Source organism: Verrucomicrobiota bacterium (assembly GCA_021413925.1).
Classification (GTDB): domain Bacteria; phylum Verrucomicrobiota; class Verrucomicrobiia; order Chthoniobacterales; family UBA6821; genus UBA6821.
In genome coordinates this window covers 71,010-88,612 of the sequence record JAIOPL010000002.1, presented here as the reverse complement: position 1 = coordinate 88,612, position 17,603 = coordinate 71,010, and the positions used below count along the sequence as shown (strand labels likewise).

Sequence of the window (17,603 nt, the reverse complement as noted above, 5' to 3'; positions counted from 1 at the left end):
GGAAAGGATGTATGAAATCGTTTAGAATTCGCCGAAGAGCCTGAAGGTGATCAGCATGGAGTTGGCCATATTGAAGTAGTTTCCGGTGGTGCCGTTGACCGTGTTGCCAACGGTTTTTCCCCAGGCACCGGAGGAGGGAGTGGGCGGAAGGACAGGGCTCTGCGTGATAAGCGGAAAACCGGCATCGATCGAGGCATTCAGATACTTGGCGATCTTGCAACGCGTCCCGAAGCCGTAACTTGCCAGCTTGTACTGGTTGTCGGAGCTGAAGATGTTTCCGTCATTGGAATACTCCGATCCCGGTGTGCCATCGAGAACGGTTCCCCCGTCGAAGAAGGCATAGACCCGCCACTCACTGATCCCAAGATGTCCCGCGATGATCTGGGGGGAGCGGAGTTCGATGCTCCCCATGAGGGCACTGTCACCGAGAACCGTGGCCTCGGTGTATCCACGGCAGGAATCGAGGCCTCCGGCCACAAACTGCTCGGTGAAAATCAAGGGCGTCGGCGACCATTGCCCCTGCACCTTGCCAAAGATCTGGAAGCCCCCGGGCAAGTCGTGCGTGTGGGAGAGGTCGCCGCGCGTCGTGAAGAAGCCGCCGCCGACCGTCGGATCATCGAACTGGCCGTCATTATATGTTCCGAGGCCGTAGATCGGGATGGTCTGCCCGCGGATCCCGAACGAAAACCCCGCGTCCAGGATGGTGACGGAATCCTTCGGCGCCCAGACCGCCGAGTAGTTGAAACGAACCGGCGCATAGTTGTAATCGTTGAGAGGGACGTTTGCCCCGGTTGTCGCGTCATTGTTGACATTAAGCACCTGCTTGAAATCCATGCCGGCGGAGATGGAGTGGCTGAAATCCTTTTCCGGCGGCAGGTTGAAGAGAAACCTGAACGCCGCGGTGCTGCCGTTTCCCGCCACGGAGCCGCCGCCGAGCGTGGAAAGACTGTTCTGCTTTCCGTAGGAAACGTTCAGCCTCAGCCAATCCACCCGTGGAAAGCGCGATGTGTAAAAGAGGTTCCAGTTCTGGACGGCGGAAGGTTGCTGGGGAGCGGTCTGATAGGAACCGCCGATGGAATGACCCAACTGCCAGAGGTTGTCGTAACTTCCCGCGAAGTTGAGCCTGAGAGCTGGGGAACCCGTGTTCCATCGGTTGTTTAACTCGGTGCTGCCGTGCAAGGGGAAGGTATCCTTCACCTTCAGGTTGACGTCCACCGTGCCGGGTTCAAATCCGGGCGTGAGCGTCGGGATCACCTGCCGGTCGCTCCATTGGTTGAGGGCCAAGATCTCGCTGGAGACCTTGTTGAAATTCGGAACACTGCCGGACTGGAGCGAAGGCACCCCTTTCTTGATAGCCTTGAGCGAGAAGAATCGTGACCCCTCCACGGTCAGGCGGCCGATCTTGGCCTCCGTCACCTCGAGGAAAACGATGCCCCGCTTTCCCGTCTGCTGGGGTATCTGAACATTCACAGTCTGGAATCCCTTGTCCTGAAAAGCCTTTTCCAGCGCGGCCCTTGCCTGCTCCACATCCTCAGGAGTCCGCTCCGGACCCATGAAGGGATAGACCGCCTTCTCGATTTCAGCCCTGTCGAGCTGGTGGGAACCGATCACCCTGAACTCCCGGATGTAGAGCATCTGGCTCCTGTCGACCGCATTCGTGCCGACTCCGGCGGGTGATACCGCGACGGCAGGTACGGGAGGAGGCCCGTCATCCGATGCGGATTGACGGGTAAGACTTGCTTGAACCTGAGAGAGCCCCTGAAGCAGAGAGATCATCAGCATGCAGAACATCATGGCAGTCAGCCTGCCGGCTGCATGCCTGATCGCTTTCTGTTGATGAAGTGGGTTTTTCAAGGGTTTGGGATCGTACCACGCTCCTCCACAAAAGAGAGAAAAATGGGTCATAGCTTTATCAGAAAGGGGCAATCTAGAGAAACGACCAAATGTTACGTTTTCGTGACAGTGGCCAATGATCTGCGGGCACTCCACCCAGGCGACTGAGATCTTCTTGATCCATCATTGATTGTCTTGATAACCGGGTATGTCCAACGGCGCTTTCCTGTCAAAGCGAACCTTGGAACTGGTCTCTATCTGAACTACCCGCCCATCGTGGATCGTTATAACAATTGATCCGAACTTTAGTCCCCTCGCCTGCTCCTCAATCACATGAAGCCAGCCCTTTGCATGTCGAGGCCGACGATCGTCCTCCATAGACACAATATCGGCTTGGTTATGCAGGTTTTTTTGAGCCATGAAGGATAAGGATTTTATACGACCATAATGATCGTTATTGTTGACTATGCAATCTTTTTTTTGTTTCCGATTAAAAATGGATTGCCCCACGGACCGCACGGATAGCGTGATTAATCCACTGCAATTACTGCCCCGCCTCAGCCACGAACTTCAACGCCTGATCATAGGCTTCCCATCCCCACTTGGCTCTGAATAACTCCTCTTCACGGGTGAACCCACTCCTCAAGCGGGACCTGACCACGGGTGCAGTAGAGGGGGCAGGCAAGGTTGCCACTGACCCACCGGCAGATGAAGGACTAAGGACAAGTTCCAAGGACTCCGGGCCATTGTCATCCAAGCCGATCGGGGCAGAGGGGATGATGCTCACCGTGGCCCCATTCACAACAAATTGATCACCGAAAGAAACTCCTGCTGTTTCAACGGATCCAGACTTTCCCTGGGGAGTATCTCCCACCTGACTCTGCCGCGTTGTAATCATCGCCGGGGATACCATTGCATATGGAACGCCTCGTGGAGTGATATCCGCAGGCGCCGTAACCCTCGGCACTGCGCCGAGAGACTGGACTCCGGCAACGCTACTGGGAATACCCCCGTGATCGCTCTCATCGGAGGGAAGTCGATACGGCAAGGAATCCACCGACTTCGCATCCACGGATCCGGCGGATCCGGGTTTCAAGCGTGATGCCGGCCCCACTTGAGAGCGGCTACCCTCTGAGATAACTGATCTCTGGGGAAGATCCGATGCCGAAGAGACCCTCAACATCTCTTCTGAGTCCCGCCTGATGGATCCCAAGCGCTCTCCCCCTTGGGAATTTAGAGATAAAAAATCCCTTTTAGGAACACTTTGACGGCTCAAATCGGAACTAAGAACCCCTGATATTTGAACCAAAAGGAACGCAAGAGTAAGGCCGCTGACCATGCCAAGAAGGATGAGACGTGTTTTCATTGGTTGATCCTTTTGGAAGAAACTGGAAAAACCGGCGCAGTTGATGCGCCGGTTTTCCATGCATGCACCCGAACCGAATCGGTCGGATGCATGAAGTGATGCACTTCGACTACTTCTTGATCACGAAGCCGCCATCGGTGAAGCGCTGAACATTCAGGGACGATTCCAAGATTCCACCTCCTTGGGTGGCCGATGTGTTCTTAATTCGGGTCACCAAGGCATTGGCAAAAGCCAACTTGAATCCAGTCAGATCGCTCGGCTTGATGATACGGTTATAAAGCCACGCCGTGTAGCGCCCGCTCTGCACATTAGCCGTGGTGAGCTCCACGCCATTGTAGGAGAGAGCCTTGCCGCGGGATGCCGGTGGAATGGTGTTGTCGGATCCAAGAACCCTCGTACTGGCGTCTCCCGGCGTTAGATAGCCGATGTAGTATCCGTTGGTTGCATTAGGATAAAGCTGTCCGGTGACAACTTCACCCTCAACATCTTCTGAGTAAGATCCTTTGTAGGCATATTCAGCCAGCGTGGTGGTCAGCACGGGTGCCAGATTGGCACCGCTGTTGTAGCCCCCTGAGCCAACGACCACGGGAATATCGCCTGGTTGCACACTCTCAGGCCAGAGCACATGATTCGTGGAGGTGCCGCCGTAGGTGATGCCGTTGGTCGTGGTCTGTCCGGTGATGCTGGGAAACCACACCCTCACATTCGCCGTTGTTCCCAAGCCGATCTCCGCATAGGCGCCGAAGCGCTGGCCGGCATCGGTATTCCTGCCGATCGCCCAGACCGTGGAGTTGGCATCATTGGTATTTCCTGTGAAGACATCCGCCGTCAGGTTGCCTATGTTATATAACTGCTGGGCCAACTGGGTCGTGATGTTGGTTCCGGGAAAGCCGGGGCTTGCGTAGAATCCAAGGGGTGATACACCCACGATGTCGGCAGCCAGCGAGTCATAACGAACCCCCTGATAGGTTCCATTAAAAGGAGTGGTGGCCTGGAAGACCGTCGAGAGACCGAAGTCGGCCTTAGCAAGCTCATTCGCACCTGTCAAGGGACTGGGGACGCTTCCGCTACCCGTCCCATCGGTTACCACGAATTTGGTATTGCTCCTCGGATTGCTGGCAACCCCCTCAATCGCACCTGCTGCTCCAATGAAGGAGACCTTGATCACGACGTTGGAGCCGCCATAAGAACCATTCCAAGCACCGAAATTGGCACCTGTCGCGGTCGACAAGGAACCCGAGGAGGTGGTGTTGCCGTTGACCCCTTGGAATTTCCATCCCGTAGCCAATAGCTGGGAGATTGCGTGCTGGGTGGCCTGACGATCTCCATTGGATCCGACGATGCGGATTGTCGTCTGCGCCGAGGCGGTTGCGGCGGTTATGAGGGCCAGCGATGCGAAGCTGAGGAGTTCGATGAGTTTCATATTGTACTAATAATTGGTTATCGATTTCTATGTATTTTTCTATGCTGCTGTTATTTGCGCATTCGTTGTTAAAAGAGGAATCCTGAGGATTCTTTGGGGTTTGCCTTGCGTCGATAGGCCGCACCGAGAAGGACCGCTCCAATACCCAACAATGCATAGGTCGAGGGTTCGGGAACAATCGTCGGGTTGAAAGCGATCAACCCCGCATTATTGAGTGAGAAGCCACCGCGCCAGGAGGGTGCGTTAGTGCTCTGCCTGTAGAGGTCGAGAATCTGGTTGAGATTTCCCTGAATATCATTCCATTGGCTGACCGAGCCGAAATCAGTGCCACTCTGGGTCACCTGATAATTATAGCTTGAGGGACTGGCTGTATTGGGCTGGAAAGCCGCATTGGTGCTGTTGGCCGTGGCAGAGAGCAAGTTGAAAGCAGACGTCACGGAAGTGATCTGCGTAGCGGTGCCAGCGGTAGATGTCACATTTGGAGGAGGCGTGCTCTGGACATTTGAGTTGGTCCTAGCCACCGAACTGTAGAGGATGGGGACGGTGTTGGTTGAGGTTCCGAAAATTCCCCAGAAGAGGTCACTTCGGGAATACCAGTCGTTACCATACTTAGCGGCCAAGTCTGAGCCAACGTTACCTAGACTGAGTGGGAAGCTTCCTTTGTTGGTATCGTAAAGAGATCCCTGCCCGATGTTGATCAGGTAGGAATCGCTGGATCCGGTTCCTCCGCTTGCGCGGAAGCCGATCAAGAGGTCACTGGAGACCCAGTCGTTAAGGACTTGGGCCTGTGAGGTGATTCCACCCAAGGCGAACGCCGTCACGGCGATTGCGACCCTCAGAGGGTTTTTTAAGTTTGGTTTCATGATGTTTGCGTGGTGTTGATGTTGCGTTGTGCCAACTCCCGATGTCGGGTCATGGAAAATTTTTTGTCGTTTCTATATGCGATACGATTGATCGTTGTTTATGATTTACTGAGTATTCAGCGACCTGTCTAGTCGTTTTTTAATTTTTGTTGGATATCCTCCAGTGGCTCTTCGCATATCACAGAGCGGCCTGTTTCGTCCCTTGTTCCGATTCCTGCTGCTTGACGGATTTTTCGATCTTCTCATCGTCACCATCCCCATCTCCTCCACCATAGCCGAGCACCTCGACCGAAATGATGGATGGGGCCGAATCAGCCTGATCGTTGCGGGCATTCCTGCCTACGGAATTCTCTGCGGCATTATTCGCAACTGCAGCCGCAGTAACGGCACCCGCGGGAGGAGCGGCGGGAGGAACGGATGCCGGAGGCGCTGCTGCCGGAGCAGCAGGTGGAGGAGCCCCAACCGTCACGCCTCCCGCAAGGATATTGTCAGCATTGAGGATTTTCCGGGCCGCAAGATTCAGATTGCCGGTCGATCTTATACCCGCATCTCCAGCGTCGATGACACCCGTCGGTGCGATCAGGTCGACATTACTCGGCGCCACCCCGGCCACCGTGGCCAGAACGCCGATTCCACCGCCCGTGGCAATACCCGCAAGGTCCGTCTCCACGGCACCGCTCTGAGGATCAATCAGAACCCGCGTCGGGGGAGCCGACTGGACCGTCTTGGCGGAGGATCCGGCCGCAATGTCCCCCTTGTCGGACCAGATCATGACATCTCCCCCACGGAGAGTGAAGATGCGGCCGATACCAAGCGAGACATCATCCCTGGAAAAGATATTCACTCCTCCCCCGCTCTCGGTGACGATGCCGGGAGGAGTGAGGCTTTCACTGATGGAGTAGTTTGCGAGCGAGATCCCCCCTCGCGGCGCAACCAGATCAATTCCGCCACCGCTCTTGGTCCGTATGTCACGGGCATTCAGGATGATGTCTCCATGACCGCTTCCGGCGGGAAGAAAACGGTCAATCGCCGCAAGCCCGTTCCTGTAAGTGCCGTAGTCAGGGGAAGCGGGATCGTTCCGATCACGCCCCGAGTCCCTCAGAACGACATGGAACAGGGAAAGCGCGATCCGCGCCATGGACTCATCGTCCATCCCAAGACGGAGGATTCCACCAAGAGATCCGGCGTCTTCGACCCGTGCGGCAAGGAGAGAATCACCTTGAGAGTTCAACATGGGGATGAGTTGACTGAAATAGCTCCCGGCGGCATCCACAGGAGCGAAGTATTCCAGGAGATCGACGCTACGGAGATCCCCGCTTCCAAGTCCTGAGGGAAGACTCATCCCCGCGACTGCGATGATCGAGGCACCATCAAAGGGCAGGGCAGGATTTCTGGCATTGCCTATACTGGTGATGCCCACCCCCGTGCCGTCTGAGTTGACGTCGCCCGTCCCGAGATCGATGTCCCCGCCGGCAAGAACCTGCAACATTCCGGGGCCGCTGATCTGGATGTCACCGCTGCGGGGTTGGGCCCTGTAAGCCCAGTCCGCAGGTTGGTTGAACCGGTCAAGTTCCTTCGAGGCTTCCTCCAAGCGAGGGGTGTTCTCATCGAAGGGACGCAAGTCCCCTCCAGCCGAAACGACACTGAGATCAGCAGAAGAGAGATGCTGAATGGAAAGAGAGAGGTCGGCAATGTCACCGCCGGCAAGAACCCTCGTCGCCTTGGGGGAGAAAACCCCAAGCCCCGAAAGGTCGCCTCCGAGGGCATAGATCCTCACCGGATCTGGATCCCCGGCATGCAGGAGGCCCTGATCATGCCGGGCGATCTTCCCCTGAAGGGCTGCATTGGCGCCGGTATAGGAGGCCGTTTCCTGAAGCGAATAAGAGAACTCCCTCAGAAAAACAGACGGAGAAGTCAGGTAGTTGTACGTGGGGTCGTTCCTCAGGAGAGCGGCGGAGAGGGGCGCCCTGACCGAGGGAAGCAGGGCTGGGGAGGAATCGGAGATATTGATCACGGAGGTGGACCACCGGACACCCTCCTGCTGACGAGAGACGCCATTGATCGTGGAGGCCGAAAGCAGAGAGAGACCACCTCTCGCCGCGGGGGAGAGTGTCAGATTCCCCTGCAGATCGATGCTACCCGAGACGGCGGCCAGATTGATGGAGGCAGGAAGAAGAGATGCGGCACTCCCAAGATCGGGAGCTTCGGCCACAAACTCTGCGATTCTAAGCCATGGCTGATAGTCCCCTGGCTTGCCGGGATTGGAAGGACTCACGCTGTCACTTGTCCGATCGGCAACCATCCACTTCTGAAAGGCAGGCAGATCGAGCAACTGGGTCCGGAAGGTGATGTTGCCACCTAGAGACACGGCACTCATATGGCTCTCAGGCGCATAGGTGGAAAAATAGTTCCTGAAATAGACTTGGATGCCTCCTTGGGTGAAAAGACCGTCGTTGATCCCCTGTGGCAACAGAAAAACATTTCCGACGGGACCTAAAAGCGCATCCCCCCCGGCAGTAACCTTGATGCTTCCCTTGCCAAGGAAGAAAGAGGTGGGAAGCCAACTCTCTGGAGCGGGATTTGCCCTGTCGGCAAAGCTAGTCTCGATCAAGGAGGAGAGGTACCGCCCCTCCACATCCCTAGTCCTGTTGCTGATGATGTCACCACCAGCCTTGATTGTGGCATCACCCCTCTCCACGTAATAGACCCCCGCATCGATGTTCCCGCCGGCTTCGATCGTGAGATCGCCGCCTCCTGTCTCCACAAGCACTCCATCGGATGGTGCAAGCAGTTTTCCGAACAGATCCCTTGCCGTCACGCGTCCCTGGGTCGGGATCACGGCGTCGACGTTGCTGACATTCCCGCCGGCCAGCATCGAGACATTCCCTCCACCGAGGGCGCCCACTCCTTGGAAGAAGTTCGCGAAATTCACCCACCAGGTCGTCGTGGCGACTTCACCGTTGTAAAGGGTCATCCAGTTGCCATCTCCGTCCGTCTGACCCCGACGCGAGAGCCAGTTGACAGGCATCTGGCGCGATGAATCGGGAATATAGGAATCATCAGAAGCCAACTGGACATGCTCGATATCGCCGCCGGCCGAGAGACTGACATTGCCGCCGCCAAGCGAGTATTGCGGGGCATAATTGGCGGGTTGCTGGTATCTCCCGAACGGTCCCGTCTGCCCCCTGCTGGTATCAATACTCCTAGGATCGAAAGTGCCGCCCAGCCTCGGATCGGCGGTGCGGGCACCGGCCGTGTAGATCGTGGCGAACTGATTCTGCAGCCGAATGTCACCTCCTGCGGCAACGGAGATGTCCCCTGTGCCGGTGCGGATTACCTGATAGTTTCCGGCCAGCGCGTCGGGAGTGTAGGAGTTGAGCGCATTGCCGTCGGATGTCGACGGCCTGATCGCATTGGAGCTCTTCGTCGGTTTGCCAACATTGACGGAACCGGTACCGTTTCCGTTTACGGCAAGCGGATCGGCGGAATTGAAATCCCCGCCTGCGGCAATCCGGTACGACCAGGAGGACTGGCTCAAGGTCACCCCCTGCCCGTCTCTCACCAAAGGCAGAAGCTGTGCAAAATAGAGTCCTGAGACACTCGTGCCAAAACCATCGGAAAGGCTTCCATTGAAGGTGATGTCATCCTTGGCCCTCAGTGTCAGGAATCCCGCGTTCCTGCGGGTGGTCGCGCCTGTCGGGTTGCCCTGATTGTTGAGCACACTGAGGCTCTCCCCGTAGCGCGCCGTCGAGAGATTCCAATCATTGTTGAGCAGGAGACCTCCCTTGGAATTGATGATCTCCTCTCCGGGATTGATCTGGAAGAGAGATTTCTTATCAGCAGGAATGGCGGAAAGAATCCGTGCGCTCGCGCCGCCCGCATTCGCCATGAACGCGGAGGCATTATTGAGTGCCTTCTGCTTGAAACTCGTGTCCGTGGAGGGACTCCAAAAGGTCGTGTTGGGAGGAGTATTGTTCCTCGTGGAAACCTTGGCAGTGTACAGTAACCCGTTGAAAAGAACTGTAGTCCCCGCAGTGTAGCTCGTCGTGTTGTTCCACGACGGCGCGCTGGAATCAATCGAAGCGATCCCTGCGAGAGCGGCATCCTGACGGAACACACCCTCGACCTCGATGGCCGAAGCCCCCTTGATCTCCCCGCCGATGGGGTTCACCTGAACATCGGAAGCGTTGGCAGTCTGGGGCGCTCTCAGGTGAAGTCGTCCCGCCGACTGCCCCAGCCCCGGGACCTCATCCACGGAGAGGTCGATCAAGGATCCCCCGGCAAGATCCACGACCCAGGCATTACCGGCAAAGGATCCGGAAGTGCCCGTCGCGGCAATGCCCGCAGAACCCAGCGAGGCATTGTTCCCCGCTTCCAAGGTGACATATCCCCCCTTCCCGGCCGAGTCGAATTCATCCCCGCTGGCATCCAATGTCGCGCCTTCCTTGATCAAGACGCTCTTTCCGGCGAAGAGGCCGATTTTCCCACCAGTCTCGCCCGATGCGTCGATGAGGCCCGTCACGGTGATGCTGCCGGAGTCCGCGGTGAGGGAATAGGAGTGTGCCTTGGCACCCGCGACAGTGACATCCCCATTCCGGATCCTCACATCCCGGGAACGGGTGAATCCTGATGCAGTGAGGCGGGTTTCGAGCGGATCGAGTCCCCCGGAGGGCGGGCCACTAAGGTCAGCGACAAAAGCTCCGCCCTTTCCCTCCGAAGAAGCTGAAGCGGAGAGGGCGGCCGTGGGGGAGAGTTCCAGATTACCTGATGGAAGGGAGAGGGAGAGGGTGCCGGCGGATCCACCTCCTGAAGATGCCTTAATGTCTAAAAGAGCACCCTGCGAGAGTATCAAGTCACCACCCGAGGCGATACTGATTTTGCCCGCATCGAGGCTCCGTGATGTGTCGAAGAATCTCTTGGTGGTCCCAGCCGCATCGATAGTCGAGGAGATGGTGAGCCCCCCGGCACCGGCATCCATGGAGATCAAGCCGGCGGGTGCGATCACCGGGGCGGCGATCGCAAGACTCTCTCCGCGCAGTCTGACGGAGGCTCCCGCACCCTCTCTCTGCACCGAAACCAGACCCGCAGCCCGGGAAATTACAAACCTTCCGGAAGCACCCAGTGAGAAGTCGGAACCTGAGGAGGCGGTCAGGAACGGAGTTTCGATGTCCAGGTTACCCCCAATCCGGACATCAGCCGCGCCATCAGCGGCGACACCTCCGGCCGCTTTGAACGACACTTTACCAAAGGAGGTGAAATCTATCTTCCCCGATCCGAATTCCAGATCGGTGACCGAAACGTCAAGCTGACCGGATCCCGTGCCGAGGGGTGGCACCACTCCGATCATTCCCGTGGAGTTCCGCATCACCAGATGCGCTGCCTGGATCCCGACCCGGGCCGCACCATCCCCCCTGATAAGAGGGGTATCCAGGACAAGGGATTTCAAGTCCAGGGAACCAAGGGTGCCGTTGCCGGAAAACAACAACTGCGAATAACCGGCAAGGCCGAGTTCACTCGCCGCATAGAGCCCGGTCAAGAGATCACCCGTGAGATTCATGGCATCGGAATCCGTCTTCCCGTCGAACGAAACGGCGATTCTTCCCGCAGACAAAGCCAGGGAATCTCCATCCAGTTGAGCCCTTGAAGAGACTGAAGCCTTTCCTGAGGAATCCAGAATGACAGAGGCACCGCACAACACGACGTCATCGTCAACCCTGTATCCGGTGATGACGTTTGGGGTTACTCCGGTGCGGGTGACAATGGAACCCGTACCGGCACTGAGACGTAGCAGGGTTCCGTCGCCCTGGACTGAAACCGGATCTGTCGGACTCGTCCCGACAGCCCTGATCTCGGCCCCTTTGCCAAGGAAGATGCCATCGCGTGAGGCAAGGATGAGATCTGAAGCCGTGAGAGCGGATCCGGCATTATCCACGCTGATGGAGGCGGTGGAAACCTTCAGCAAGGTTCCCACCTGGGAAATCTGGCGCGTCCCGCCGACAAGGAGACTGCCCGCGCTCCAGGAACTCAGCACGGAAGGATCCAACGAAATGTCGGTTGGGTTCGCGCCCCTGCCGATTGAGAAATTCCGGGAACTGGCAAGATCGATGATAGCGCCGGATCCGCCGGGGCCAGCAGCACCTCTCACACCCCCCCTGAGGTCCATCACCGAGGTCGCGTTGATCACCAGTTGTGCGGCATCCTTGACAGGGGATGCCGCGCGTTCCTTGGGTAGGAATGATGAAGAGGTGCTGACAAGGTACTCGGCCATTTGCGCAAGGGATGATGCGGGGGTCACCTTGTAGAGGGATTCGATGACGGGTGCTTGGGAAGCCGATCCGAGTGTGTTGAAACGATAACCGGCCACAAGGGATTCACCGCCCGGAAGCTTCATGCTCGCGGGACGCAGTTCGCGGGCATCGCCCGTAGGGCTGACAAGGAACGCTCCTGGAAGCAAGGCGTAACGGGCCGGCAGGAGCGTGTATGTTCCGGCTGACAACCCCGAACCTCCGGAAAGAGAAATCCGGTCTCCGGTCCCCAGATCGAATGTGTAACCGGAATCCCCTCCCGTCTTGCCGGCATCTGCAAACGCTAGAACAGGAGCCAATGCTGATTCATAACCGGGAAGGATCGCATAGCTTCCGCTTTTTGAAGAGGTGATATCGACGTTTCCGCCGAGCCCTTTGATCCATTGGTAGGCCGTAACCTCACCGCCTCCGCGAAGATCGATCACACTTCCTGGAGCCGTGACGACGGAAGCCGCGGAAAGGTTGACCCCCTTGGCCGGAAGGCCCGAGGAGGAGATGTCATTGCCAGAGGGATCGATCCACTGCGTCCCGTTCATGATTAGGCCGTAGGGAATGACGGCTCCCTTTCCCGTGTCCGGATCGACGGCGGAGACAGAGGTGCGTCCCGATTCGAGCGTCACCAAGGAGGCCTTGGGCAGTGATGCCGCCGCAGGTGTTTTCGGATCAGAGGTTCCTGCTCCCGTGATTGGATCGATGGGAGAGGAACCCGTGCCGTCCCACCCGAGGTTGATCGTTCCGAACGGGGCAAGAAGCGTCCCGTTCTGGGTGATGGAGGAGGCGTGGAGCGAAAGGGTGCCTCCGGCAGAGAGGGGAAGACCCGCAACCGAACCGGACTGCTGCACCGTGATCGAACCCGGCACGACCCCGTCATAGACAGAGATCCACAATCGCGATGCGGTCGCGGGATAAATCCGTGCGGCTTTCATCACAAGGGTGCCGCGAAGAGAAAGCGCCCCTGCCCCACGAATTTCCCCGTTACCTGCGGAAATCGTTGCCGTCCCGATGTTCCTGAAGAGGAGATTTCCGACATCCACGGAGTCAGCCTCGACCACGATCGATCCAGCACCCCCGGAGGGGGCCTCGTAGACATTGCCCAATCCGAAGACGTTGTTGATCCGGGGATCCCCGGAGGCCATCGGTCCCTGCATTGGCATGCCGATCGCGACATGGTTTGCCCGAAGGACAACCGCACCGTCTGCGGAGATCACCCCCCCCGTGGCGGCCCTGAGAATTCCGTCGATCCCGATCGAGACATCACCGTTGAAGCGGACATTCCCATCGAGTTCCAACCCGTCGAAGCCACCCTGCATCGCGGTTTCCGCCGCGAAATATCCGAGCGACTTTGCCGCATCACGATCAGACTCCACCCTCCTCGCCATGGCTTCCCTCGTCTGAAACATCTCGAGGCTGATGTCCCTGGGATCGGCCAGGATGCCATCGGGATAAAATCTACCAGAAGAGACTTCGAGATAACCACCGGCGGCGGAATTTCCGCCGCTCTTGCCAAGGAGAGTTCCATCCACCACAAGATACTCGGAAGCTTTTAGTTCGATCCTCCCTCCCGCACTCTCGATCCGTGAATCTAAATAGAGGGAACGGTTTGCTCCTCTTGGAGTCGGAACCGTGAGAACGGCCGATGTTCCGGAGACATCGACTCGCGATCCCTCGGCTATATCGATATTACCCGACAACACGACATGACCACCCGAGAGTACTGCCCCAAGATTTCTTCCCAGTCCCCTCGGATCGGCAATCCTTGCGGCAATCCCGGAGGTCGAGACCACGGCCTTGCTTCCAAGCCGGAGGGTGGGCAATGCAAAGGGAGCAACTCCTCCGGGATAGTTGTCGGGATAACTTGCGGCACCGCTTATCGAGATATCCCCACCCGGAGCCGTCAAAAATCCGTTGACCATCGAATTTCTTCCGGAAATGACCAGTGATCCGGCCTTAACGGTGGGCACCGATGCGCCTGCATACGGCAACTGGAGAAATGGATCAAGGAAGACAGAGGCTCTCTCCTCGATGACGACTTTCCCCTGAACGACGACGGTTTTTTCCAACTTCAGTCCCTTTGATAACAACTCAAGGGAGACAGCTTCCCTCTGAAAGCGTGGAAGGGTTATCAGGCGACTGGTGCCGGTGTAGTTGTAAATCCTGTTACTGATCACCGGTTGGATCAGCGTTCCATCAACCACCCTCACTCCCGCGATTTCCTTATCAAAGCCTTCCCCATCCTGACCGATGCCAAGACCACCGAGCGAAAATTCGGAGATTCCTCCGTTGTTAAAGAATGAGCTATCCAAGAGAAGCGTCCTTTCCCCGACTGAAGTTCCACCGATCTGAATCGCAGGGGCATTGATCTCCAGACTTCCACCACGAGAGCCCACACCGGCATAAGCTGTGAGTTGAGCCCCCAACCGGAGATCGCCGTCATGGATCGTGGGGTGGTCGGCATCCTGACCACCCGAAATCGAAATGCTCCCGGCACTCCCGTAGGCAATGCCCGTGAATCCGTTCATTCCAATCAACGCTCCCCCCGAGGCTCCAAGCAATGATCCTCTCTCCAAAAACACATTGTATCCCTGGATCGTGATATCCCCTGCATCAGCTACATAGGCCTGCCCCATCGGGGAATAACCCATCACCGCGCTACCATCCGTTGAAAGACGAGAGGATGAACCGACCGTGACGGTACCCTTGCCGGGCTCGCCTTGGAAAAGAAACCGCTCCTCAACCAGCAAGCGGTTCAACATGGAGTATCCAAGATTAGACGATTTGAGGCTGATGTCGCCGCCCGGAACAACGATCGACCCGAGGATATCGATGTTGCCGGCAGATAGGGTCACCGATCCACCCGTCCCCATTGAAAGGGTCGAACCCGAAGCAAGCACAATGTGACCATCATGGTTATTGATTTCCAGAGACCCGATTCCGCCGCTTCCAAGCAGGGAAGAATCCAGCCTGATTCGACTGCGGGAAACCTGATCTTCCGATATCCTCGGGGCAATCGTGACAAGGGGAGCATCGGGGGAATTTCTTATGGCATAACCCTGATCTGCGGCTTCTTTCCTGAACCAGGCGGAGTTCCAGACCTGGAGATTGAGTAGCGTCGGGGTCGGTGCCGCTTTTCCAAAGATATCCGGCCTGAGTTGACGGGCACCTGTCACCACGGTGCCCCTGAGAACCGAGGAGATATTCATGGCGGGGGCCTGAATCGTGATACTGCCTCCCGCCCCTCCCTCGAGATATCCACTCTCATGCACCGGGGCACCCTTGACGATACCTTCATAGGAAATGTCGTTCCGTGCCTGGGAAACGTCCGTGATTGTATTCCCAAAAAGTAGTTTTGATGTGGCTCTGGTGCCATCCTTGAACCGAATCCACCCACCGGAGGCATCGACAACCGATCCCACCTGAAGATCCACCATGTCTCCCGCCCTGATTTCAACACTTCCTCCCGCCGCAGTCAGTTCTCCAACCTCCCTCTCGATCAAGGCGGCGTATCCCGTCGCATCCGCGACGGGTGAACCCACCCAATCCTTGCCGCCGGAGGATCCCGAGACGCGGATATCAACAGTGATTTCTCGTCCCCGAAGCGGTCCGTTTCGCAGAAGGGGGGAGTCTGCCAACTCTGGCCCCCTCAAATCGAAAGTCACATAGTTCCTCTCGACGGGAACCTCGGTACCCGTCGAGCCAGCCGCGCTGATGACAGCGCCATTCGCCATGGTGATGCGTCCCCCCGACTGATCACCAAATGGCCCTAGCAGGAAATGACTTCCATCCTGATCGGCGACGGGACGATACCAGTTTCCAGCCCTCAGGCTGATGCCGGCCTCAAGGGACGATTTCAAGGTCGATTGATCCGCATCCAACCTCGCCGCCTTTGTCATGTCATATACCGTGCTTCCGCCAGGAATCACCGCTCCCGGTGCCAGAACCGAGGTATCGGCCCCAAACTCGATGCTTTGGCCCGTCACTGACACCAGAGATGGTAACGCGAGACTGCGAGTTGCCACCTTTTCCTGAGTCCACCATTCCGGCAAGATCCGAAGCACGCTTCCGTTGCGCATTCCCAACCCGTCCGTAAAGCCCCCGAACACAATGGACCCCGTGGTTCCCTCTTCCACAAGGCTATTGTAGAAATAGGGGGAGTGCAGGCCTGAAGGCTTGTTTGCAGAGACCTCGGCATTGAAAGCCGCCTGTATGTCAATGCGTCCGTTGAGCGTCACCGAGGTAGAGCTGTCGATGATGCCATTCTGGGTCAGATCCCGTCCGACCATCGCTGCATGACCTCGCGGCATTTCAATCAGGCCATTATTATCAACCATCCCGACCCGGTTTCCCGATCGGTCGGTGGAAAATGATCTGCCCGCGGTTCTGTCCGCATCGTCCACAACTCGACCTATATACACATCCAACCCGCGAAGACTCGGATCCGAAGAGGGATGCGCATTCACACCCACTTGGAGCCCGGCCGCAAGAATGGTCTGACCTTCGGGTGTGGAGATCGTGCCGTCGTTTCGCACACTCGGTCCCACCAGCATCACGCGCCCTCCAGTTCCCCCGTTAGGCTTCGCGGTGGAGATCGAAGCGCCCTTTTCCACCTTCAGGCCCCCGATTGCAGAAGCGGCAATCGGAGTGCCGTTTCCAGGATCCCAGATCTCCTCATAACTCGGTGTCTTCTTCAGTTTTAGAGCCGAGAAGAGGAACTGGTAGTCGGTGTTGTTGAGCAGGCCACGCCCCTCGATCCCTTGCATGGGATCACCGGCGAAGTAGGGATTGATCGGAAGGGTGGAGGCGACCAAGGCGTGGACATTCACCTCGGAGCCGTTGTGGAACATGATCCCGTTCTGGTTCAGGATATAGACCTGACCCTGGGCGTTGATCTTGCCATAGATGCTGGAGGGAGAGGCGTTGCCGGTGATCTTGTTGAAGGCGATCCACTTGCCGGCATCCACACCGCCCTTGCTCTGGTCAAAGTTGATGGTCGTCCGAGGCCCGACATTGAAATTCTTCCAGTAGAGGTAGGCATTCTGCTCCGACTGGGTGATCTCGACATGGTGATCTGCGGAGGAACCCGCTGGTGTTGTCTTGGCCATGTTGATGGATGCCCCCCTCCAGGAGGTGGTGAGAGGCTTGCCATTCCCATCGAATCCGTCGTGGGGATGGAGCCAGTTGGCAGCCAGACCATTCGGGATCACAGACGACCCGTTGACTGTTTGACCGTTGGGAAGGGTGGGATTACCGGAACGCGCTGCCGCTCTGGCTGCGGCCGCCGCATTCTGCTGCATGGCCCTCATCGCCCCCACCGCCGTGTCACTCCTCTGGATCGACTGCCGCGCCAAAGTCGCCGTCATGGCGGCAGAGGCGGCTCCCGCGTTCTGGAGATTGGATGCCGACCCGCGTCCCCCAGACTGACCCGGCACAACCCCGGCACGAACCTCTCCCATCGTGATGGCCATGGATTTGCTCGGTTCTATCAGAAATAGAGCAGAAAAATATATAACGACCAGAAAGGTGGTTTTATTGTGTAAAAAAAGTTCGAGATGCCGATTTCCCCTATTCTGAAACAATGAAATCAAAGATTTGATGCCCATTGACAAATTCTCCAAGGAGAGAAGTTGATGGAGCCTGGAATTCATAGACGACATATATGATCGTTATTCAACGCCATCACAATTAAAAAGTTAAACGATTCCAATACTGGATCCCTCCCCCCGCCGATGAGTTCATCCGCCGACACAGGTTTCAGGTGATGCCCATGTCCTGACCTACGCCCTTTCCGTTTTAAGATTTCAAGATTTCAAGTTTCA

Annotated in this window: 6 protein-coding genes; all 6 read right to left on the bottom strand. The window is 57.1% G+C overall.

Features of this window, described 5'->3' with window-relative positions; translation table 11 throughout:
* Nucleotides 1-21: 21 nt before the first annotated feature.
* Nucleotides 22-1,854, bottom strand: coding sequence for a ShlB/FhaC/HecB family hemolysin secretion/activation protein (locus tag K8R57_01180; protein ID MCE9586911.1), 1,833 nt, complete (start codon nucleotides 1,852-1,854; stop codon nucleotides 22-24).
* A 162-nt stretch (nucleotides 1,855-2,016) separates the two neighbouring features.
* Nucleotides 2,017-2,211, bottom strand: coding sequence for a YezD family protein (locus K8R57_01175; GenBank protein ID MCE9586910.1), 195 nt, complete (start codon nucleotides 2,209-2,211; stop codon nucleotides 2,017-2,019).
* 166 nt (nucleotides 2,212-2,377) lie between these two features.
* Nucleotides 2,378-2,929 carry a hypothetical protein gene (locus K8R57_01170; protein ID MCE9586909.1) on the bottom strand — a complete coding sequence of 184 codons (552 nt, stop codon included), beginning with the start codon at nucleotides 2,927-2,929 and terminating at the stop codon, nucleotides 2,378-2,380.
* A 379-nt stretch (nucleotides 2,930-3,308) separates the two neighbouring features.
* On the bottom strand, nucleotides 3,309-4,622 hold the full coding sequence (locus tag K8R57_01165; protein MCE9586908.1) for a hypothetical protein: 1,314 nt from the start codon (nucleotides 4,620-4,622) through the stop codon (nucleotides 3,309-3,311).
* A gap of 68 nt (nucleotides 4,623-4,690) precedes the next feature.
* Entirely contained in the window at nucleotides 4,691-5,485 is a 795-nt protein-coding gene (locus K8R57_01160) for a PEP-CTERM sorting domain-containing protein (protein MCE9586907.1), read from the bottom strand.
* Between the two features lie 178 nt (nucleotides 5,486-5,663).
* Nucleotides 5,664-17,252, bottom strand: coding sequence for a filamentous hemagglutinin family protein (locus K8R57_01155; protein MCE9586906.1), 11,589 nt, complete (start codon nucleotides 17,250-17,252; stop codon nucleotides 5,664-5,666).
* Nucleotides 17,253-17,603 lie beyond the last annotated feature (351 nt).